This window comes from Pseudomonas sp. Irchel s3a10 (assembly GCF_900187525.1).
Taxonomy (GTDB): Bacteria; Pseudomonadota; Gammaproteobacteria; order Pseudomonadales; family Pseudomonadaceae; genus Aquipseudomonas; species Aquipseudomonas koreensis_G.
Genome location: NZ_FYDR01000013.1, coordinates 22,379 through 40,501, shown reverse-complemented (window position 1 = coordinate 40,501; position 18,123 = coordinate 22,379). Strand labels below are relative to the sequence as shown.

22 protein-coding genes are annotated in these 18,123 nt (G+C 53.4%); 11 read left to right on the top strand and 11 right to left on the bottom strand.

What is annotated here, in order from left to right:
• Nucleotides 1-109 precede the first annotated feature (109 nt).
• Nucleotides 110-454 carry a phage holin family protein gene (locus tag CKW11_RS25595; protein WP_095139908.1) on the bottom strand — a complete coding sequence of 115 codons (345 nt, stop codon included), beginning with the start codon at nucleotides 452-454 and terminating at the stop codon, nucleotides 110-112.
• A 108-nt stretch (nucleotides 455-562) separates the two neighbouring features.
• Between CKW11_RS25595 and CKW11_RS25590 the strand changes: the two genes are divergently transcribed.
• Nucleotides 563-910, top strand: a complete 348-nt coding sequence (locus CKW11_RS25590) for a hypothetical protein (protein ID WP_095139907.1) — start codon at nucleotides 563-565, stop codon at nucleotides 908-910.
• Nucleotides 911-1,408: 498 nt separating this feature from the next.
• Here the strand turns inward: CKW11_RS25590 and CKW11_RS25585 are convergent, their stop codons facing one another.
• From CKW11_RS25585 to CKW11_RS25565, 5 genes are all read right to left on the bottom strand, one after another.
• On the bottom strand, nucleotides 1,409-1,768 hold the full coding sequence (locus CKW11_RS25585) for a hypothetical protein (RefSeq protein ID WP_083366733.1): 360 nt from the start codon (nucleotides 1,766-1,768) through the stop codon (nucleotides 1,409-1,411).
• Entirely contained in the window at nucleotides 1,761-3,977 is a 2,217-nt protein-coding gene (locus tag CKW11_RS25580) for a VapE domain-containing protein (RefSeq protein WP_095139906.1), read from the bottom strand. The genes CKW11_RS25585 and CKW11_RS25580 overlap by 8 nt, the downstream gene beginning before the upstream one ends.
• Nucleotides 3,967-4,194 (bottom strand): TraR/DksA family transcriptional regulator, encoded by a 228-nt coding sequence (locus tag CKW11_RS25575; protein ID WP_095139963.1) that lies wholly within the window; start codon nucleotides 4,192-4,194, stop codon nucleotides 3,967-3,969. The genes CKW11_RS25580 and CKW11_RS25575 overlap by 11 nt, the downstream gene beginning before the upstream one ends.
• Nucleotides 4,187-4,705 (bottom strand): phage regulatory CII family protein, encoded by a 519-nt coding sequence (locus tag CKW11_RS25570; RefSeq protein WP_177440041.1) that lies wholly within the window; start codon nucleotides 4,703-4,705, stop codon nucleotides 4,187-4,189. Before CKW11_RS25570 ends, CKW11_RS25575 begins: the two co-directional genes overlap by 8 nt.
• 331 nt (nucleotides 4,706-5,036) lie before the next feature.
• On the bottom strand, nucleotides 5,037-5,297 hold the full coding sequence (locus CKW11_RS25565) for a hypothetical protein (RefSeq protein WP_095139904.1): 261 nt from the start codon (nucleotides 5,295-5,297) through the stop codon (nucleotides 5,037-5,039).
• Between the two features lie 79 nt (nucleotides 5,298-5,376).
• Here CKW11_RS25565 and CKW11_RS25560 point away from each other — a divergent pair, with 79 nt between their 5' ends.
• Nucleotides 5,377-6,108 (top strand): LexA family transcriptional regulator, encoded by a 732-nt coding sequence (locus CKW11_RS25560; protein WP_095139903.1) that lies wholly within the window; start codon nucleotides 5,377-5,379, stop codon nucleotides 6,106-6,108.
• Between the two features lie 4 nt (nucleotides 6,109-6,112).
• Here CKW11_RS25560 and CKW11_RS25555 read toward each other — a convergent pair whose 3' ends face one another.
• Nucleotides 6,113-7,852, bottom strand: a complete 1,740-nt coding sequence (locus tag CKW11_RS25555) for a P-loop NTPase fold protein (RefSeq protein ID WP_143500112.1) — start codon at nucleotides 7,850-7,852, stop codon at nucleotides 6,113-6,115.
• 341 nt (nucleotides 7,853-8,193) lie between these two features.
• Here CKW11_RS25555 and CKW11_RS25550 point away from each other — a divergent pair, with 341 nt between their 5' ends.
• The 6 genes from CKW11_RS25550 (at nucleotide 8,194) to CKW11_RS25520 (ending at nucleotide 10,702) form a co-directional block, all read left to right on the top strand.
• Complete coding sequence (locus CKW11_RS25550; protein ID WP_095139901.1) at nucleotides 8,194-8,784, top strand: hypothetical protein; 591 nt, start codon at nucleotides 8,194-8,196, stop codon at nucleotides 8,782-8,784.
• Between the two features lie 9 nt (nucleotides 8,785-8,793).
• Complete coding sequence (locus CKW11_RS25545; RefSeq protein WP_095139900.1) at nucleotides 8,794-9,078, top strand: phage antirepressor KilAC domain-containing protein; 285 nt, start codon at nucleotides 8,794-8,796, stop codon at nucleotides 9,076-9,078.
• A 158-nt stretch (nucleotides 9,079-9,236) separates the two neighbouring features.
• Nucleotides 9,237-9,554 carry a pyocin activator PrtN family protein gene (locus tag CKW11_RS25535; protein WP_095139898.1) on the top strand — a complete coding sequence of 106 codons (318 nt, stop codon included), beginning with the start codon at nucleotides 9,237-9,239 and terminating at the stop codon, nucleotides 9,552-9,554.
• A 58-nt stretch (nucleotides 9,555-9,612) separates the two neighbouring features.
• On the top strand, nucleotides 9,613-10,044 hold the full coding sequence (locus CKW11_RS25530) for a hypothetical protein (protein ID WP_095139897.1): 432 nt from the start codon (nucleotides 9,613-9,615) through the stop codon (nucleotides 10,042-10,044).
• Nucleotides 10,041-10,439 carry a hypothetical protein gene (locus tag CKW11_RS25525; protein ID WP_256582147.1) on the top strand — a complete coding sequence of 133 codons (399 nt, stop codon included), beginning with the start codon at nucleotides 10,041-10,043 and terminating at the stop codon, nucleotides 10,437-10,439. The genes CKW11_RS25530 and CKW11_RS25525 overlap by 4 nt, the downstream gene beginning before the upstream one ends.
• On the top strand, nucleotides 10,436-10,702 hold the full coding sequence (locus tag CKW11_RS25520; protein WP_095139895.1) for a pyocin activator PrtN family protein: 267 nt from the start codon (nucleotides 10,436-10,438) through the stop codon (nucleotides 10,700-10,702). The genes CKW11_RS25525 and CKW11_RS25520 overlap by 4 nt, the downstream gene beginning before the upstream one ends.
• Before the next feature lie 35 nt (nucleotides 10,703-10,737).
• Here CKW11_RS25520 and CKW11_RS28960 read toward each other — a convergent pair whose 3' ends face one another.
• The 3 genes from CKW11_RS28960 to CKW11_RS25505 form a co-directional block, all read right to left on the bottom strand.
• Complete coding sequence (locus tag CKW11_RS28960; RefSeq protein ID WP_095139894.1) at nucleotides 10,738-11,337, bottom strand: HNH endonuclease; 600 nt, start codon at nucleotides 11,335-11,337, stop codon at nucleotides 10,738-10,740.
• Entirely contained in the window at nucleotides 11,324-12,721 is a 1,398-nt protein-coding gene (locus tag CKW11_RS28955; RefSeq protein ID WP_256582146.1) for an AAA family ATPase, read from the bottom strand. Before CKW11_RS28955 ends, CKW11_RS28960 begins: the two co-directional genes overlap by 14 nt.
• Before the next feature lie 103 nt (nucleotides 12,722-12,824).
• Nucleotides 12,825-13,913: a site-specific integrase gene (locus CKW11_RS25505; protein ID WP_095139893.1), complete on the bottom strand. Its 1,089-nt coding sequence runs from the start codon at nucleotides 13,911-13,913 to the stop codon at nucleotides 12,825-12,827.
• A 102-nt stretch (nucleotides 13,914-14,015) separates the two neighbouring features.
• On the opposite strand from CKW11_RS25505, the gene dusA reads away from it, so the two are divergent.
• On the top strand, nucleotides 14,016-15,035 hold the full coding sequence (gene dusA, locus CKW11_RS25500) for a tRNA dihydrouridine(20/20a) synthase DusA (protein WP_095139892.1): 1,020 nt from the start codon (nucleotides 14,016-14,018) through the stop codon (nucleotides 15,033-15,035).
• A gap of 52 nt (nucleotides 15,036-15,087) precedes the next feature.
• Here the strand turns inward: dusA and CKW11_RS25495 are convergent, their stop codons facing one another.
• On the bottom strand, nucleotides 15,088-15,921 hold the full coding sequence (locus tag CKW11_RS25495) for an undecaprenyl-diphosphate phosphatase (RefSeq protein WP_095139891.1): 834 nt from the start codon (nucleotides 15,919-15,921) through the stop codon (nucleotides 15,088-15,090).
• A gap of 507 nt (nucleotides 15,922-16,428) precedes the next feature.
• Between CKW11_RS25495 and CKW11_RS25490 the strand changes: the two genes are divergently transcribed.
• Together CKW11_RS25490 and CKW11_RS25485 are read left to right on the top strand one after the other, a co-directional pair.
• Nucleotides 16,429-17,169, top strand: a complete 741-nt coding sequence (locus CKW11_RS25490; protein ID WP_095139890.1) for a winged helix-turn-helix domain-containing protein — start codon at nucleotides 16,429-16,431, stop codon at nucleotides 17,167-17,169.
• A 278-nt stretch (nucleotides 17,170-17,447) separates the two neighbouring features.
• Complete coding sequence (locus CKW11_RS25485) at nucleotides 17,448-18,107, top strand: helix-turn-helix domain-containing protein (protein WP_095139889.1); 660 nt, start codon at nucleotides 17,448-17,450, stop codon at nucleotides 18,105-18,107.
• The last annotated feature ends 16 nt before the right edge of the window (nucleotides 18,108-18,123 follow it).

The window sequence follows — 18,123 nt, the reverse complement described above, 5'->3', positions numbered from 1 at the left end:
TTCAGTAAGCTGGGAAGTCTGCGGCTAACAGTTTCCCGCGGGTTTCCGACCCCGTGTCCTTCAGATACCCTAGGGTCCCCGGCGGTTTTCGGCGCCCCAGATCGGTGCATCACCCCTGTTCGCCCCCGGCGGGCGGGACTTCGCAGACACCCAGACGCTTGGCGGCCCAGCGTTCGTACAACCCGATGGCCACATCCGCACCGGCCATCGCCGTGAGGCACCCCAAGGCACCCGCCGTCCAGATCGTCATGCCGGCGGCGATCATCAGCATCATCGCCGACACCCCGCAGACAATGCAGGCACCGGATCGAAGCGCCAGGCGGCGCAACAACGCCCAGCCCCGCGCACCATCCTTGTCGGCCCGCCACATTTCCCCCGATACGCCGCCGACCAGGGCCAGGACGATCACTAACCAGATCGGCATCTCTGCCAGTGCTTGTTGCTCATTCGTCATGTCTGCTCCCTATGGCTTTTAGATTCGGAACACGTCCAAGTTACTTGGCTGTCACGCCAGAATGTAAGAAGCTCTATCCGACGTTTTCCAACGGATCGGAGAAGAGCAATGAGTGTATTGATCGATGTCGTAACCACAGTGGGTGTAGTTGGCTCGCTAATGATCGGATGGGTTCAACTAACAGATCAGAAGCGATTAGAGCTGCGCACATGGGCAATCAAGCTCGCAACAATTGCCAGTGTTCTGCTGGTGGTGGGCAGCGGGATATGGGAAACGATCAAGTTCGGTAGGAGTGATGCGCCTTTGACGCGCATGGATATCTTGTGGCTCCTGGCTAACCTGTGGAACACGGTATTTTATCTAGCGATTGGCGTGGCTCTTGCCGCGTACTGGTCTAGTCCTAAGGGTACGAAGGAAAAGCTGGCAGCCTTTCGAATTCCCACCGTCGACAAATAAAAAAACCGGCCATTTGGCCGGTTTTTTGAACCGCTCTCTACGGTCGCACCTATCGAAGATGACTACTTTTTACAGGTCGATTCCGGTGGCAGCAACCCTGTTTTAATGCCACCCGGTGAATAAGTGGGGAACGCAGGGGGAACGCCTAGCGAATGTCGGCGAATACACCACCCCGGCATTCTGTTGCTTCGGTGGTGTCCCATACGTCCCACTATTCGGAATCGAAGTAGGACACCTGAGAGCGCCTAAATTCGGGGCTTCGCCCCACTGTCCTACTTATCTTTCTCCTTTCTCGTGTAAAGGAAGAAATTTAAAGATCACGCGTTCGCGCGTAAGCGCGTACTGCTCGTCCGCTACGCTCACACGGGCGGGAGGCACTTCCAAGCGGGACGGTGGGACAACCCAACAACGACAAGGCCCGCACCTGTCCCACTGCATCAAAACGCAGCGGGACAAGACGGGCCAGTGGGACAACAACAGCCGGACGAATGCCAGGGGTCACGCAGCCGCCCCCATCAGCACCCAGTAGATCTGCAGATGCGCATCATGCAAACGCTGGTAGTACGTGTCACGGCCACAACCGCAGTGCGCATAACGCAAGCGCATATCAACGTCGAGCGTGCAGTAATGCTCCCGCACAACCGTCACCAGCTCGGGCGCCAGATGCTTGGTCACGATCAGCTCGATGTCGAGAGAACTCTCCAGCGGCGCACGAAAGGCCCGCCGTCCACGGATCAGTTGCCCATTGCTTTCCATCATCATGGCAACCATGTTCCCTCCAGCGAGCCCCCCTTTCGAATGTTCGGAATGCAGCTCCTGCGCCCACAACCGAAGCAGCGAATCGATCTCCTTAATCAAAGCACGGCTCCTCAATCGGTTCCCGCTTCAACGCCGAAGCACCGCCCCAACCTGCAGGCTTCTTGTAAGCCCACGGACGCTGACCACTCTTCACCAACGGCGGCAACCGCACACGCCGCCACCCCAAGCGATGCATGATCGCCCCGACCCGCATCTGCTCAGGCTTACCCCAATGCCCGAAGTCCAACTTCAACGCACTGGTCAGCACTTCACTGCCGGTGGTGGTCTCGCCGATCTGGGATTCTTCCAACCAGGTCAGAATCGGCCCTTCCCACTCGTCCACCACAAAGCGCTCGTCCTGCTCTTCGCCGAACATCGCCGCTTCATCCAGCGTCACCCACCAAAGGTCGCCCGCGTCGTAACAGAACACCGCCTCGGCCCACAGCTGATCGCGGATCGAGCGCAACAGCTCCAGATCCACCTTCGTACACGCCACCGGCCAATAACGGCGGTTACCGGTCGCGTCCTTCAGGTACTCGTCCTGGTTCGTCGTCCCCACGAACACGCACTGACGCGGCACGTCCATCGTGCGACGGCCGTAACTCTCACGGTAGGTATCGGTGGACGCCGAGAAAAACTGCTTGGCCTTGGTACTCTCGGCCTTGTTGAAGCTGTCCAACTCGCCCAGCTCGACGATCCACTTGCCCCGGATCGCCTGAAAGCCATCCTTGTCGCCGAGGGCGAACGGCGTATCCATGAACCACTCGCCGCCGAGGATGCTCATCGCCGTCGACTTACCGGCGCCCTGCGCACCCTCCAGAATCATCACCGAGTCAGCCTTGCAGCCCGGCTTCATCACCCGCGCCACGGCCGACAACATCCAGCGCTTACCGACCTTGCTCGAGTAATCGGTGGCCTTCACGCCCATGACATCCGTGAGCCAGCTTTCCAAGCGCGGCACGCGATCCCACTCATGCTTGCGCAGGTACTGCCGCACCGGATGAAACGCATGGTCATGCGCAACCACGCTCACCGCCTCGATCACATGCGAAGCCTTCACCCGCAAGTTGTACTGCTGCGCGAGCCACTTCATCACCCGCACATCATCGATGTCCGCCCAATCGCCCGTGCCGCCGCCATAAGGCGCCGCACGCAGCTTCACGATCTTCGAACTGAACGCGCTGTAACTGATCACCCCTGCCCAACGCTCATCGTTGGCCAGGATCAACTCGACGTTCTGCATGTGCGCAATCAACGCGCCGCTCTCGCTTCGAGCCAGCATGTCTTTCCAGCCACCAGCGGCCGGCGGCTTGACCACCGCCAGCACCTGACGGCGCACAGCCTCCAAACCTTCGGCGACATGCAGGTCGTTGAAGTCGGTCCACTTGATCTCCCGCTCCCCGGAAAAGATCGGCGCAACCACCTGGCCACCGACGATCAGCGCAGCATTGTTGGCCTTCTCTTCACCAGGGTTCCAGGCATCACCGTTGGGCTTCGTGGTCTTCCAGTCATCGTCCCGGCAAATGATCAGCGGGCAGCCGGCGAAGCGCTCACGCATCGCCTTGCACACCACCAGCAAGTTGCCGGCGTCAAACGCGATGGCCACGGTCAGCGACGTCGCCATATGCAGGCTTGCGCCCGTGGCATAGCCCTCACACACCAACACCGGCTCACCGGGATCCGGATGCGGACCAATCAGGTGAAAAGCGCCCTCCTTCGACATCCCATAGGGCCAATACGTCTTGTCCCGAGCGGTGTCTTCTTGTTTGGTTGGGTACACCACCTGCAGGCCGACAATCTCGTCGCGCACGTTGCACATCGGCACCAGGAACGCACCGGTGCGCGGCGCATACCGAACACCGATACCGACGATCTGCTTACGATCCAGATAGTCGCTACGGCCCTTCTCCGGCATGCGCTTGAACATGCCCGCCGCTCGCTTGGCTGCACGACGTGCCGCACTGGCCGCAATCTCTGCAGCGCGGCGCTTGGCCTCCTCCTGTCGAGCGCGCATAACCTCACGCTCTTCCGGCGACATCCGCCCGGCCTTGACCTTAATCTTCTGCGACTCACCCGAACGCCAGTCACCGAACGCGCCGAAAATAAGCGTCTCGCCCTTCTCGGTGCGATGCTCATGGGCAATGTACCAGCCGTTCTTTTCCTTGCCCTTGTCCTGCGCCGTCTTGCACCGGGTGAGCTTGCCGAACACCAATGGCTGCGCAGGCTCAAGCCCATAGTCGGCGAATTGCCCCAGAACCTCATCCAGCATGGCGAGCCCCCTTCAGTTCGTTGACAGAAAGGCATCCCACGCATTGCGTGCAGCCGAGCTGCGCCAAACGACGGGCCTCAGGGATCGGGTCATCACACGTTTCGCAGAACAGAAACGAATGCGCCGCCAAAGCGGGTTTGGCGGCGTTGCGTGCAGCGAGCGCTTGATCGATACGCTCTTGCACCAGGTCATTAGCGAAGTCAGCGATATCAGCCACGATCAACACCCCGCGTCGTCTGGTTGACATACGTGGCACGGTTAAACATCCCCAGCAGCCCCTGAATCCCACGAAACACCTGCAGGCGAATCGCGGCCAGTTCCTCATCAGTAACAACACCGTCACCAATGCTCTTGGCCCAGGTGTCCGCCAGATCCGCCACCTCGCGAAAGTATTTCGCGATACCGGTGGTCAGCGTCTCGGGCATGTCATTGGTGTACGCCTCGGCCAGCTCCTGCCAGGTCGTGTCACCAACCAACGCATGCACCGCATCCAAAATGCGGCGATCCTTGGTCAGCTCCAGAATCTCGCCGAACTCTTGAATGTTCACCGTGTGACTGGGGTGGGTCGGGGAAAGTTTGTGCTGCAGTGTGGTCGCATTACGGCCGGTGGTGGCGGCGATGGCAGCGGCACCGCCGGGGTAGTCCCGTGCAGCATGGTAAAGCGCGAGATCGAGCGGCAGAACTTCCCGCTGCGCCCGGTCTAGAGAGCTCAGAATGATACGGCTCATGGCATTATTCCTTGTAAGTTGCCAGTGCCGCGCGGCATGCAGTGGTGATACATTTGCCGCGTGGCTTGAAAGGGCCCAAACGCCGGCTAGATCTTCGGGATCGACACCGGCACTGTGCCGGGGCGAACAATCCGTTGTTCACCCCTGGCGAAACAGCTGCCCAATCTGTGGTGGAAAAGGCAGCAACACCAAGGCTTCCGAGCCTTGGAAAAGCGCGATAAAGAGAGGTGGTTGCATGTGGTGTGCCCGCCTACCTTTATCGCGACCCGACAGCGCTGTGGTGGTGCGTGCCGGGAGGAACTGGGCGGCCCTTCGGTCGCCTTTTTTCTATCTACGCTGCGGCTTTCTGAGGAGCTGATGAGTTCAACAGCCAAGCAGCTTGAAAAGCATTGCCTTTCCGCTCTGCGGCATTAGCCAAAAGCTCAGCGTATTTGGTTTCACCGGTGTAATCCGTTCGCGGCAGGAACCCAGCCTGACGCCATTTGTTCAGAGCTTGATAGCTTCGATTGCATATTTTGGCGGCGGCCCCAATGCCACCTACTGCTTCAAAGGCATACGCAATCGCGCTCGGAAAATCTGCGGGGTCCAACATGACAACCTCCATTTATCAACTTGCGGTTGATGTTATAGATCAACTGACTATTGCGCAACCTTTATGAGACTCTCAACTCATGGTTGATAAAAACTCTCTCCGCGCAGCTTTCAGCGAGCGCCTACACGAAGCTCTCGACGATTCCGACGTACGCAGCCGGGGTCGTGGGGTGGACATCCATCGACAGTTGAAAAGCATGGGAGTTGAGAAAACCACTCAAGCAATCAGCAAATGGCTAAACGGTGAGGCAATCGCAGAGGCCGACAGCATGTCCGCGCTTTGCTCTTGGTTGAAGGTTCGACGCGAGTGGCTGGAGTACGGAGTACTACCAAAACACCAGTCTGAAGAGAGCAATGTCCACAGGATAACCGCCGATGACAGAAGCAATGTAAGCGAGGTCAATCAGCGTTTTGGCAAGGTCCCGTTGATTTCGTGGGTCCAAGCAGGCGCTTGGTGTGAAGCGATTTCAAATTTTGAGTCTTACGATGCGGATTCTTGGCTGTCTTGCCCTGTCCAGATAAGCAGTCATGGGTATGCGTTGAAAGTCCTCGGTGACTCAATGACGAACCCCGGTTCGGGTCGTAGTTATCCAGCTGGATGCATAATTTTTGTTGATCCAGAGGCCGAAACTAGAACCGGCGACCGTGTGATTGCAAGTCTACCAAGAACCAATGAAGCAACATTTAAGGTACTAGTAGAAGATGCCGGCTTTCAGTATCTAAAACCGATAAACCCGCAGTATCCGATAATTGAAATTACGGAAGAAACACATATCTGCGGGAAAGTTGTCGGTGCTTTCATTCCGGAGTAACTATCTAAAGCTTTACACCATACATATTCTCGACCCTAATCGAGTTGAGTTTATTCTCACCCCCAATTTTCTTTAATGCTTCCACTACTGCGTGACTAATCGCCGCATAGAGCTCCGCATCATCCGGATTTGTAGTCGATATATTTCGAAAAGAGAGCAACCCACTTCTAATCTTTGTGGTTATATTTTCGGGAGATGAGCGCATCCACTGTATATAGTCATCTACAGTCAAGGTTGCGAGATATGCCACATCCTCCGGACTCCAAGACCGTTCAGTTGCGATCCGCCATGAGATATCATCAATATTATAATTCTTACCCGACTTACCCGCCTCAATGACTTTTGACCTTAGCGATGCATTCTTAACGCGTTCCAAGGTCCAAGAAGACATGATGGCATCATCCTTGAAACTATCATAATGAAGGGATATGTAATCATCTATATATGCGTTAACGGACTCATCCATTTCCTCCAACATCTCAATAGCAGAGGAAAAGTCAGATAATGAAATGCTTTTCAGCTCTCTATCAAGGATACTCTTAAGCTCAGATTTAAACTTCTCGGCGTCATCCCCAAAAGAATCATGATAAATCTTCCATGCGTTCTTTAATTCAGCGTCAATATTACTCTTACGGTAATGCTCTTCGACCTCTTTAAACACCCGTAAGACCGAGAGTTCATCAACATACCCACACTCTAGATAATTTCCGATTAGAGAATCGAACTTTGATTCGGACATTTGCAGATCAATATTTATATTTTTGAATGCCAACTGACCTTCAGTCAAGCTTTCCGCACTAGCGGACAGGTATTTTGCCCATGACCCGCCTACTAAGCTGCTCCGAAGATCTGCATATTTTATAAAACTACTGCCCAGATAATAGGATGAACACAATACCGCCGCATGCAAATAAAACTCGCAAACCAAGCCATCCTCTTTATCTTTGAGAAATGAAGCATGCGCATGCAATAAAGCTCTTAACTTACGGAGTACCCTTACGTTCTTCACCCCTATCCTAAGCACCACCGACTTCAAATATTCAACTTGATTTAATTCGGCTGTAAAGACATGAGAAAAGTTTGTTTCGCAAGACGGGTTGTATAACAACTCAGCGTCAACTACTTTTTCCCGGTACGACTCAAACTGCTCTAAATCTTTGCTGTCTTTATCAAAAGATTTTTCATTAAAAATCAGTACAACTTTACATGACTTGCGTTGAGCCAGTTCATCTGCCAGCCCCATCAACTCTTTGATGCTTAGCGAACTTCCCTTCCGCTCGATGTCATCAAAACAAACGACGTAGTTATTTACCACACTGTATTCAACACTGGACAACAGGCTAGAAAACTTGTCAAGCACCGGAATTTTTTTTGCCGTACCACTGATCCAACCAAGCCAGGGCAGCTTATTTTTTGCAAACTGGAGAGTAGACTTAACTTTTGGAAACTTTGAATAAAGCGTATTAGATTTTTCCAGCTCTATTTCAAATGAACGGATAACCGCATCATCAGAAGCGATAGCTCTTCCACTTTGAAATACACTAGCCTTAATATCTGCGAGAGAATTCTTTCCAAACAGGGAAACATAGCTATATGCAATTTGCTTCAGATCTTTTTTCTGGATTCGGCTATTTATATACTTTTCCCAGAAAAAAGTTTTTCCGACTCCCCAATCTCCCCTTATTACTACAACTCCAGAGTTCGACTCAAAAAAGACATCAAAAGATTTTTTCAAATACTCCATATTCTCAAAGTCCTTTTTTCTGTGAGTAGACCGCATCATATCAATGAGCCACACCTTCATCGCAAGCCTTTCAAGATGCAGTCGTAATAATCAACCATAGGTTGTTGACAAAAAACAACTACTGGTTGATATTTGTCTTACTCTTCCACCACAGAGCGAGGCAATACCATGCACACCACAGCAACCCTGCACGTCCACCCGGCCGCTGCTGACCCCTTCCGAATCTTCGAAATCCGCCGCTTGGCTCGCGAGAGCGGCTGCTCGTTTGTCACCACCAAACCGAAGCAGCAAGCTCGCACCGCCCCTACCCCATTCGATCCGAACGGCGGAGGGTTCGCAGCATGATCAAGTACAAAATCGACAACCGCACCCTGCAGTTGCTCAACGCCCAGGTCAACCTGAGCGAGACCTTCAATCACGTCCTCCGGACAGCGCCCAAGCGTGAGTGTTTGGCGTTCCGTCTCAAGGTCGAACGAGGCACGACCGAGAGTACCTTCGTCGTCGAGCTGGGCAGCGAACACCACACGCTAACCCTGCAGAACGACAAGAAAACGCACCTCAAGCTGGCCGACTTTATCGAAGAGATTGCCAACGGCCCGTTCGACGCGAGCAACACCAGCGACCTGGTGCACCGCCCGCATGCCAGCCGCGAATACGGCCGCTTCGAGGTCTCCGACAAGCAACGCGTGTTCGAGCTGGTACGCACCGGCGGCGTGCTGAGCCTCGACATGGGCTTCGACTACCCCCTACAGGTCGCGCTGCACCGCACGCAATCGCGCTCGGGCGTCACCACCATCCTGAGCCTCGGCAACAAAAGCCCGCACACCCGCTGCTTCACCGCGTACGGCACAGATGTCGAGATCTACGGCAAGGTCACCGAGTCCATCAACCACCTCGCTGCAGCGGCCACCCCAGCCGCACACGCAGCATAAGGGGACGCCATGGAACGCAACCTCGCCCAAGCCGCAACCCAACTCGGCCTCACCCGGCCAAAGCTCATCGCTCGCATGCTGGAAAAAGGCCTGCTCAACGAGAAGAACCTACCGGCCTACCCCAACCGTGACCGCGCCTACCTGCGCATCAAGGACGGCCAGTGGTACCACGACCAGCTCGGCATGCAGTACAGCCAGTCGACCAGGGTGAAACAACCCGGCATCCGCTGGCTAGCTGAACAGTTGGGCATCGACCTACCTGCCATCCCGGCAGACCACCGTGACGTGGCCTAGGGAATACGCCCGCCAGATCATCGCCATGCGGACACGAGAGGAGCGCAACGCCGCGCTCCTCGAAGTGCCCGAACATCTGCGCGAGCTGACCAGAACCCACTGCCTGAACGCCTGGAACCACCCGGCCCGAAAACAACGCAAGGAGGCCCAACAGAGCCATGAGTAACACAGCACAAAACCCGCTGCGCCTGCACCCGGCACCGGAGTCAGCCACCGTCGAGCTGCTCTTTCGCACCTTCGGCGACGTTCTGATCCCGCTAGACAGAATTCGCGAACGCTACTTTCGCAACCTCAACGAGCAATCGTTCGCGGCCGAAATCAGCAGCGGCCGCATCCAGCTCCCAATCACCACGCTGGACACCAGCCGCAAAGCGCCGAAGTACGCCCACATCCGGCACGTCGCCTCGCTGATCGACATCCGCGCCTACAAGGCCGACGAAGTCATGCAGCGACAACAGGACGACACCAACGAGTAACAACCACAAACCAAGCGGCTGCCACCACCAGCCAATGACATCACCAGGAGCACACCACATGACTGCAATTCAAATCTGCGCGCTGATAGCAATCTTCCTCATGACCACCGGCATTTACTGGCTCGCCTACCGGAACGGATTCAACAATGGCCTCACCGAGGGTTATGCAGAAGGCTACAGCGAAGGCATAGCCGTTCAGAGCGCTGACAAATCTGAAGAGATCCGCAACCTCACGCTATCGCTTAAGCAGGTTCAAAACAAACACGAGCAACTATACGACTTCTACAAACGCGCCTTAAAGGCCTCACAGCTTGGAGAACCTGCACGGATCACCCTGCTGGAGATTGCCGAGAAACTGCGGATCGCAGCCGATACGTTCGCCGCCTTCCGCACAGGCAAAAAACTCGAACGCGAAACCCGCGTCCTGCGCGACCAGGCACTCGCCATTGCGGCATTGCTGGAGCCGGCAGATCAGGAGAGCGCCGTATGAACCAGGCCTGTTCCCAATCCCAAACACACCGCAACCCGGCGCACGCCTCACCAGCGGCTGAAGAACCAACCCGCAATCGAACCTCGGAGGAAAGCGGCATGCAAAAGGGCCAGCACAATACCCAATCCCCGACCGCTTTGCTCCGCGAGGAGGCTAGCGTCGACACGCTAGAAACAAACAGCCTCTGCTGTGCAGCAGCAGGCATTATTGCTCTTTCCAGCAACAACATCGAGGCGCTTATACCCCACGAAAAGCTGCGCGAGGCAGCCACACTTAATGCAACACTTACCGTTCAAAATCGCCCGCCCGCGCAGCCTGCTCAGGGGTATATGCGCCGTCAAAGTAAAAGTAATTCAGGAACCGCATTGAACGAGAAAGGAATGGAAGTTTCATGAATACAATTTTCCTACTAATGGCCCAATACGAAGGCCAGGCCGTTATTCCTCTAAGTCGCGTTTGCGCAGACTACATGAATTTGACCGTAGAAAAATTCAAACAGAAACAGATGAATGGAGAGATCGACATACCAGTGGTTCGCCTTGGCGCTCAAAGTCAGAAAGCCGGGCTCGGAATACACCTGAGCGACCTTGCAGACTACATAGATCGCCAGCGACAAAAGGCTGTAATCGAACGAAACAAGCTACTTGGGCGATATTAAAAAATTCAAAGCCCAACCAATGGTCGGGCTTTGAACTACAAATCCACTCTACCCTGATCGTAAAAACGCTCAGATCTTTGCACAAGATCAGCATCATTTACGAATTCATCACAGCGCCCAAATTTTCGAAAGAATCTATTCAAATTACAAATATATATAGTGTAGCCACCCTTATCAGAGCACTCAACATAGAGCTTATTATGCCTCATAATATTATCATCATACTCATCATAATGAGGATGCATGATCCTGAATGCCATTCTGTCTGTGGGATAGTTGACTCGGCTAGCTACCAGAACTGGCTCAACTAAAACCTCTCGCTTCCCTTTGTATTCATTACAATCAGGACAGATAACACATAGATTTTTTGGCTCGAACATAAATCCTAGGTGTTGGGACTTAGGAACAATATGTTCAACTGGCGCCCCAAAGGCCGAGCGCATCGCTACAGGCCCTTGGCAATAGACGCATACTAATCGTTGCACCTCACGATAATGATCACGAATTTCACACCTCACTGACTCGAGGTCGGCATCACTCCACTTTGTATGATCAAACCCCGGCTCTTGTAGTTTTGCCTGAATTATTTCAAGAGAGTTCTGACACAAAACAACAGGATTATTAATTATTGGCATATTGATCACACAAAGCTACGACTGAACTTATTAGTTCCTTCACTGGATCCGACTGCTCAACCTGTAGATCCAAATCCTTCAGCCTTTCTAACTCCCTCAGTGATTCGCCATCAACCTGCCTGCTAGCCTTGACTTTTGCAAGCAAATTGAAAGCAAGACGTGATATATATTCATTCATAATACCGGGAGCGTCGAACAACTCAGCGAGTTGATAATCTGCTGATCTATTATAAAATTCCTCAGCGCGATAAACCTTCTGCTTAGAGAGCGAAGTTATAAAGCACGCCTTATCTCTAAGTCTGGCAATAATCTGAGGCGAATGCGTAGCAACAATAAAATGGCATCCCTTATACGCAGAAAATGAAGTAGTTAAAAGCATCATAAACTGTTCTTGCCAGCGAGGATGCAGACTAATCTCAGGTTCATCAATCAAAATTAGGGAACCATCAGTGATATGACCAGCAACTCCAAGCATCAATACCAGTAAACATTGCTCCCCAGAACTTGCACGCCTTAGCGACATTTCTCCATAGCTTATTTTATTTAGCTTGAGATCAATCAAGCGCATCAATCCAACATTTACCAAAACAAGCATGGCTTGAATATAAGAATCGTTGGCAATTTCACCATCTAAGGATGCGGATCCACCTGTAAAATTAACTCTCAGCTCAACAGCCTTCCTTTTCGTGAGAAGACTCTGAACTTGCACCATCGCGTTAAAAACCTCCCTGAACTTTACGGGATCTAGCGATAACAAAATAGGATAATAGCGCTCATCGACTTGAACGTCGAAGTCTCGATGCAAACGGTCCAGCTCAACGCTTAAATCAGTATTACCAATATTATAAGGATTATATTTACCACCATCCCTAGAGGATCTGATATAGCCAGGCTTGAACACAAAATCGACCACAGGACTAAAATTTAGAGAATTAAATACAGCAAGAAGATTGTGGTTACTCTCTCTTGCGAGCAGTTTGTCAATCAACCCCTTCGCAGCAGAGCCAATTAGCGAAACCGCTGAGGAAGCTTGATACATTCCTTCCCCACGCATGCCGACGTATCGGTAATTCGTATAAACGCCCTTGTGGAATAAACTTTTGGCGTTAGGAAACTTGTCAAATGGGCTCGTAGAAACAGCCACAACTTTTGAACCATCATCGTATTCCATATGATAAGGTTGGATTAAGTACCTATCAGCGGGATCGACTTTATATGTATATTCAATAGTAAAATCTTTAGCGATATCAGCTAACAGCCTACTTTTTCCTTCTCCATTTTTTCCGACTATAACCGTAAAGACGTTGTCATCTTCGAACAGCTCTGCCGACTTCAACAATTGGATGAGATTATCGTCGTGCAGAAAACTCTGTACTCTTGCCATCACCTATACCTTCCTTGAGCCTGGAGACAGAGTATGGTTCAAGATGTCACTTTGCAATCACGACAATTAAATTTTGTTGAAGCTAATCCCTCCCTGCCTAAAGCTAAATCAAACGAGGCAACCACTTCCATAATCTGTACCGATCGCCACGCCCCTTCATGTGCGTGTATCGTCGTAGAGAGTTCCAATCTCTGTGACCCGAGACACTCGACACCCTTGGGATGTCCCAATCCATCTCAAACAGCCGACTCACCCCTTCATGCCGTAGATCATGGAAATGTAGATCCTCAATCCCGAGCATAGGGCACGCCCTCGTGAAAGAGGCCGAGACCGACCTTGCGTTATAAGGGAAGATCTCTCGTTCGACCTTAGGCATGCTCTGCAGAATTGCCCAAGCTTCATCTGGCAGATAACACCACACGTCATTTCCGATCTTCTGACCGGGATTCTTCATATCGCGCACCAGTACAGCGTGTCGCGAATCGTCGAGATCATCCCAGCGAATCCGTGTAATTTCTTCCTGCCGACGCGTCGAAAAAAGCGCAAAGGCGATCACCTTCGGCATGTCGATCTGCGCCTTGCGGCGCTCCTGCATCTCGAAAAAATGCGCCATAAGCTTGTCCAGCTCTTCCAGCGTCGGCCGGCGGTTACGCTCCTTGCTCTTGCTCACCATACCTAGCTTTCGTAACACCTTGCGCGAGTCAGGCATCGCTAACGGATCTACCTCATAGCCCCACGCAGGCCGGGCCACAGATAACACCGCACCGAGGTGCGAGAGATCATTACCAACCGTCTGCGCCTGAACACCGCCGCCCTCTTTGCTCATCCGCCACTGTGCGAATTCCACAAGCTTCTGACTGGTCAGAGCCGAGTCGTCAAGGTCGCCCAACCAGGTATCCTTAATCGCCTTCAACGTCGCATTCTTGGTCTTGCCCAGTGGCCGGATCTTCTCGTACTCGTCCAGGTACTGCTCGATCATCTTCCGGATCGTCACACCCTTACGGTTTGCACGCTCAATCGCACCCGGCTCAGCCAGCTCCGTCTCACGCCGTTTGATCCAAGCCTGCGCGACCTGCTTGCGGTCGAAGGTTTGGCTTTCCTGATAAACTGTGCGCCCGTCCCGATTGATCCGTATCTGCGCCGTGTAGGCCGTCGAGTTGTCCTTGCGCTTGCGTGATGTGATCGTGCCCATTTCCAGTTGCTACATTGCCGAATTCGCTTGCTACATTGTAGCAACCGACCTCAAAAAACAAGGGAAAATGGGTAAAAACCGCTGTATAAAAGATCAGTATCAATGAATTTTGAAAAACCTGAAGCGCCCGTAAATAATAGCCCTGCCCGTTCCGAGCCGTCTCGCCGCTTCAGTGTGGCCCCGATGATGGACTGGACTGATAGGCATTGCAGATACTTCCTACGCCTCCTGTCGAAGAACGCCCTGCTCTACACCGAAATGGTCACCACCGGCGCTCTCCTCAACGGCGATCACGAACGGTTCCTCCTTCACAACGAAGCCGAGCACCCGTTGGCGCTGCAGCTCGGCGGAAGCGTCCCGCTTGATCTGGCCGCCTGCGCGCGCATGGCGCAGGAGCATGGTTACGACGAGGTGAACCTTAATGTTGGCTGCCCGAGTGATCGGGTGCAGAACAATATGATCGGTGCGTGCCTGATGGGGCATCCGCAGTTGGTGGCGGATTGTGTGAAGGCGATGCGCGATGCGGTGTCGATTCCGGTGACGGTGAAGCATCGGATCGGGATCAATGGGCGGGACAGTTACGCCGAGTTGTGTGATTTCGTCGGGACGGTGCGGGATGCCGGGTGTACCAGTTTTACCGTGCATGCGCGGATTGCGATTCTGGAGGGCTTGTCGCCGAAGGAGAATCGCGACATTCCGCCGTTGCGGTATGACGTGGCGGCGCAGTTGAAGGCGGATTTTCCGGAGCTGGAGATTGTGCTGAACGGCGGGATCAAGACTATGGAGGCCTGCCATGAGCATTTGCAGACTTTTGACGGTGTGATGCTCGGGCGTGAAGCTTATCACAATCCGTATTTGCTGGCGGAGGTGGATCAGCAGTTGTTCGGCAGCAGCGCGCCGGTGATCAGCCGTGCCGAGGCGCTGGCGCAGTTGCGGCCTTATATTGCCGAGCATTTGCAGGCGGGCGGTGCGATGCATCACATCACCCGTCACGTGCTGGGTTTGGGCACCGGGTTCCCGGGGGCGCGTAAATTCCGCCAGTTGTTGTCGGTGGATATTCACAAGGCCAAGGATCCGCTGGCGTTGCTGGATCAGGCCGGCGAGTTGCTGCAAGGGCGTTGATGCCCTCCCTCCGTAAAACGCGCCAGGCGGGTTGATCCGCCTGGCGTGCGCATCACCCCGCCGCCGCTTCCGTCCAGTTCACCCAGCCAAACACCCACGTCGCCAGAATCAACAAACCAAACGCGATCCGATACCAGGCGAACGCCGCATAACTGTGGTTGGCGATGAATTTGAGCAGGCCGCGCACGGCGATCATGGCGAAGATGAAGGCGATGACAAAACCGAGTGCGAACACTGGCAGGTCGCCGGCCTGGAACAGGTTGCGGTATTTGTAGCCGGAGTACACCGCGGCGCCGACCATGGTCGGCATGGCGAGGAAGAACGAGAACTCTGTGGCGGCTTTCCGGGACAAGCCGAACAATAAACCGCCGATGATGGTCGAGCCGGAGCGTGACGTGCCGGGAATCATCGCCAGGCATTGTACGAAACCGATTTTCAACGCGTCTGACCAGCGCATGTCGTCGACGTGATCGACGCTCACCACGTGGCTGCGCTGTTCGGCCCACAACATCACAATGCCGCCCACCACCAAGGCCATGGCTACGGTGATCGGGTTAAACAGGTATTGATGGATTTTGTCAGCGAACAGCACGCCGAGGATCACCGCCGGCAAAAAGGCAATCAGCAGGTTGAGGGTGAAACGTTGCGCATTGCGTTGGGTGGGCAGGCCTTTGACGATGTCGAAGATCTTCGGGCGAAACTCCCAGACCACGGCCAGGATCGCCCCCAACTGAATAATGATGTTGAACGCCATTGCGCGTTCGCCGCCAAAGTCCAGCAGGTCGGCGACGATGATCTGGTGGCCGGTACTGGAGATCGGCAGAAACTCGGTCAGGCCCTCTACTGCGCCCAATATCAACACCTGGATAAAGGTCCAGAAATCCATTAATCCTCCGTCAGAGCGCTCGTGATGAGCGACCGGTCAACTGTATTCAGGAATTGAGTATCTGAAGTTAAACAATCGGTATAACGCGACACCCATTGCCTGATCAGGCGACGGAGAATATGTCTTATCAAAAGACACACTCAAGCCATGTTAATAAACGTCCGCCTACGAACTACACGAAAAATATTTAGGGCTATAGTAGAAAAAAGTTCGATTGGCCAATAAAGTGTGATCCAGCTCACATTGTCTCAGGATCGTCGACAGTGGCAATTGGACATGAATAAAGCCGTGGCCATAGATTCAAAATAGTGGCACAATTCCACATCGCCATCATGTAACGACTAGTTCACAACCCCGAGAAAATCAACTAAAAGCTTGAAATGCTTAATTATTGTTAGAAAACTCGGGAGCCACGTCTAAAAATCGCGTGAATGTTACCAATTGTCAGTCACAGATGAGAACCGGTGCTTTAACATCCCGATGTCAGCACCTAATTCGAGTCAAAGCATGATGCTCTCAGGGAACTTGGCGACTAGAAGTCCGCGCCCGACAAACGACGTACCCGGTGTTCTTACTCTGGGTCGTACCCGTGGCGTGGCCGAACATTTCAGGGCGCTGATCGCAAAGCAGGTACGCACTGATATGGTACTTGAGGCGGGTTCGTACACTAGTTCCTATAACGATGAACTTTCCGGTTCGTATCGTGCCATCTTCGTCGTTATCGACAGTCCGCAAGCGCTGGAAGACAATCTTGCGCTGATCGAAAACCTGCGCAGCGACAACTTGAAGCCAATCATCTGCGCAGTCATTACCGGTCGCGGCGCGTTCAACAAGATCAAGTACTTCCTGGCCGGGGCCGACTTCTGTATCAAACTCAATACCCTTTCCGACGAGGGCGACGAGTTGCTCGGTGAGTTCTTCAACAGTGAAGAATGGCAGCGGGATATCAATCTGACACTCGACCCGACGCGCATCTGCCTGCTGGGCGGCGCCAGCCAGAAACTCGACATCTCGTTTGCCGAAATGAAGATCCTGGAAGCCTTTGCGCAGACCAGTAATCACATTCTCAGCCATGATGAAATCGCCAGCATCATGGGGCTCAATACCAATTTCTACGATCCGAGGGCGCTGGAAAAATCCATCAGCCGCTTGCGTGGAAAAATCAAGGACATGTATGGTACCAATGCGATTCAGAGTATCCGCGGCTACGGCTATCGCCTGATGCGGGGTCTGATATCGACTGCCTGACTCTCGGGCAGCCATCCTCTTTGCATAATCACGAAGGATCGTCATATGCAACCATACAGCTCAAGTTGTACTTCAAATCTACTAATAATCAAGCCATTGAATGAGCACGGCTACACCGAACCATAACAATAAACTTAACAACATAGCAGCAGAACGAGTGGAACTTATCGAGGCCATTTTGGGCCCAGACCCTGCCTGTCGGTTACTTCCAAGGAAGTCATTGCTCGCCTGCCGATTTACCTTTTCGCCCATTTTGGTGCAAATTTTAGGAGAGAGACATGGAAACTAGTACAACCCTCCCAAGAAAATATTTTGTCGTCGTGACCAACAGTACAACGTCGCAGCGTGAACTTGAGAGCATTCTGTCCAGCGAGCGCTTCAATTCGTTTGGCACGTCTCAGGCGCAAATGTTTATTGAAGGTGCTACTTCGCCCTCTTCCGCTCCCATGCTGATGGAGTTCTCTTACCCAAGCGGCGCCCGGAAAAACGTCGCCCGTACGATTGAACACGATACCCAGCGCATACTGGCCACCCTCGAGTCGGAATGGCTCGCAGCACAATCGGCCAATCCGTTTCACCAAGTACCGACGATGAGCGCGGAGGCCAGCCACCAGACTTCAGCCAATGAAGACGGCGCTCCTTGCAGCGAAACCTGGCATCTGGACAACGATCAAGGCGCGCTGGTGAAGGAAGGCGTCGAGATCAGTCTTACCGGGCTTGAAACCGCGCTGGTGCGCAAAATGCTCCATCACGAAGAACGCGTGGTCAGTCGAGATGACCTGATCCTCAGCATCGGCCGCGAGCCGGAGCAGTATCGTGGCCTGGAAATGTGCCTGAGTCGCCTGCAGGACAAGTTCAAAAACGCGAGTAATGGTGAGCGCTTGTTCCGTGCCGTAAGAAACCGCGGTTATTGCCTCATTCAGGAAATCGTTGCGTAAGTACCGCCGATATCCG

What these genes read in the sequence shown, in the direction of transcription:
- dusA (WP_095139892.1), top strand. Translation starts at nt 14,016, where the DNA reads ATGAATTTTGAAAAACCTGAAGCGCCCGTAAATAATAGCCCTGCCCGT.
- CKW11_RS25520 (WP_095139895.1), top strand. Translation starts at nt 10,436, where the DNA reads ATGAATACAATTTTCCTACTAATGGCCCAATACGAAGGCCAGGCCGTT.
- CKW11_RS25545 (WP_095139900.1), top strand. Translation starts at nt 8,794, where the DNA reads ATGGAACGCAACCTCGCCCAAGCCGCAACCCAACTCGGCCTCACCCGG.
- CKW11_RS28955 (WP_256582146.1), bottom strand. Translation starts at nt 12,721, where the DNA reads ATGGCAAGAGTACAGAGTTTTCTGCACGACGATAATCTCATCCAATTG.
- CKW11_RS25495 (WP_095139891.1), bottom strand. Translation starts at nt 15,921, where the DNA reads ATGGATTTCTGGACCTTTATCCAGGTGTTGATATTGGGCGCAGTAGAG.
- CKW11_RS25525 (WP_256582147.1), top strand. Translation starts at nt 10,041, where the DNA reads ATGAACCAGGCCTGTTCCCAATCCCAAACACACCGCAACCCGGCGCAC.
- CKW11_RS25535 (WP_095139898.1), top strand. Translation starts at nt 9,237, where the DNA reads ATGAGTAACACAGCACAAAACCCGCTGCGCCTGCACCCGGCACCGGAG.
- CKW11_RS25530 (WP_095139897.1), top strand. Translation starts at nt 9,613, where the DNA reads ATGACTGCAATTCAAATCTGCGCGCTGATAGCAATCTTCCTCATGACC.
- CKW11_RS25485 (WP_095139889.1), top strand. Translation starts at nt 17,448, where the DNA reads ATGGAAACTAGTACAACCCTCCCAAGAAAATATTTTGTCGTCGTGACC.
- CKW11_RS25580 (WP_095139906.1), bottom strand. Translation starts at nt 3,977, where the DNA reads ATGCTGGATGAGGTTCTGGGGCAATTCGCCGACTATGGGCTTGAGCCT.
- CKW11_RS25565 (WP_095139904.1), bottom strand. Translation starts at nt 5,297, where the DNA reads ATGTTGGACCCCGCAGATTTTCCGAGCGCGATTGCGTATGCCTTTGAA.
- CKW11_RS25570 (WP_177440041.1), bottom strand. Translation starts at nt 4,705, where the DNA reads ATGAGCCGTATCATTCTGAGCTCTCTAGACCGGGCGCAGCGGGAAGTT.
- CKW11_RS25590 (WP_095139907.1), top strand. Translation starts at nt 563, where the DNA reads ATGAGTGTATTGATCGATGTCGTAACCACAGTGGGTGTAGTTGGCTCG.
- CKW11_RS25595 (WP_095139908.1), bottom strand. Translation starts at nt 454, where the DNA reads ATGACGAATGAGCAACAAGCACTGGCAGAGATGCCGATCTGGTTAGTG.
- CKW11_RS25490 (WP_095139890.1), top strand. Translation starts at nt 16,429, where the DNA reads ATGATGCTCTCAGGGAACTTGGCGACTAGAAGTCCGCGCCCGACAAAC.
- CKW11_RS28960 (WP_095139894.1), bottom strand. Translation starts at nt 11,337, where the DNA reads ATGCCAATAATTAATAATCCTGTTGTTTTGTGTCAGAACTCTCTTGAA.
- CKW11_RS25560 (WP_095139903.1), top strand. Translation starts at nt 5,377, where the DNA reads ATGGTTGATAAAAACTCTCTCCGCGCAGCTTTCAGCGAGCGCCTACAC.
- CKW11_RS25555 (WP_143500112.1), bottom strand. Translation starts at nt 7,852, where the DNA reads ATGGAGTATTTGAAAAAATCTTTTGATGTCTTTTTTGAGTCGAACTCT.
- CKW11_RS25550 (WP_095139901.1), top strand. Translation starts at nt 8,194, where the DNA reads ATGATCAAGTACAAAATCGACAACCGCACCCTGCAGTTGCTCAACGCC.
- CKW11_RS25505 (WP_095139893.1), bottom strand. Translation starts at nt 13,913, where the DNA reads ATGGGCACGATCACATCACGCAAGCGCAAGGACAACTCGACGGCCTAC.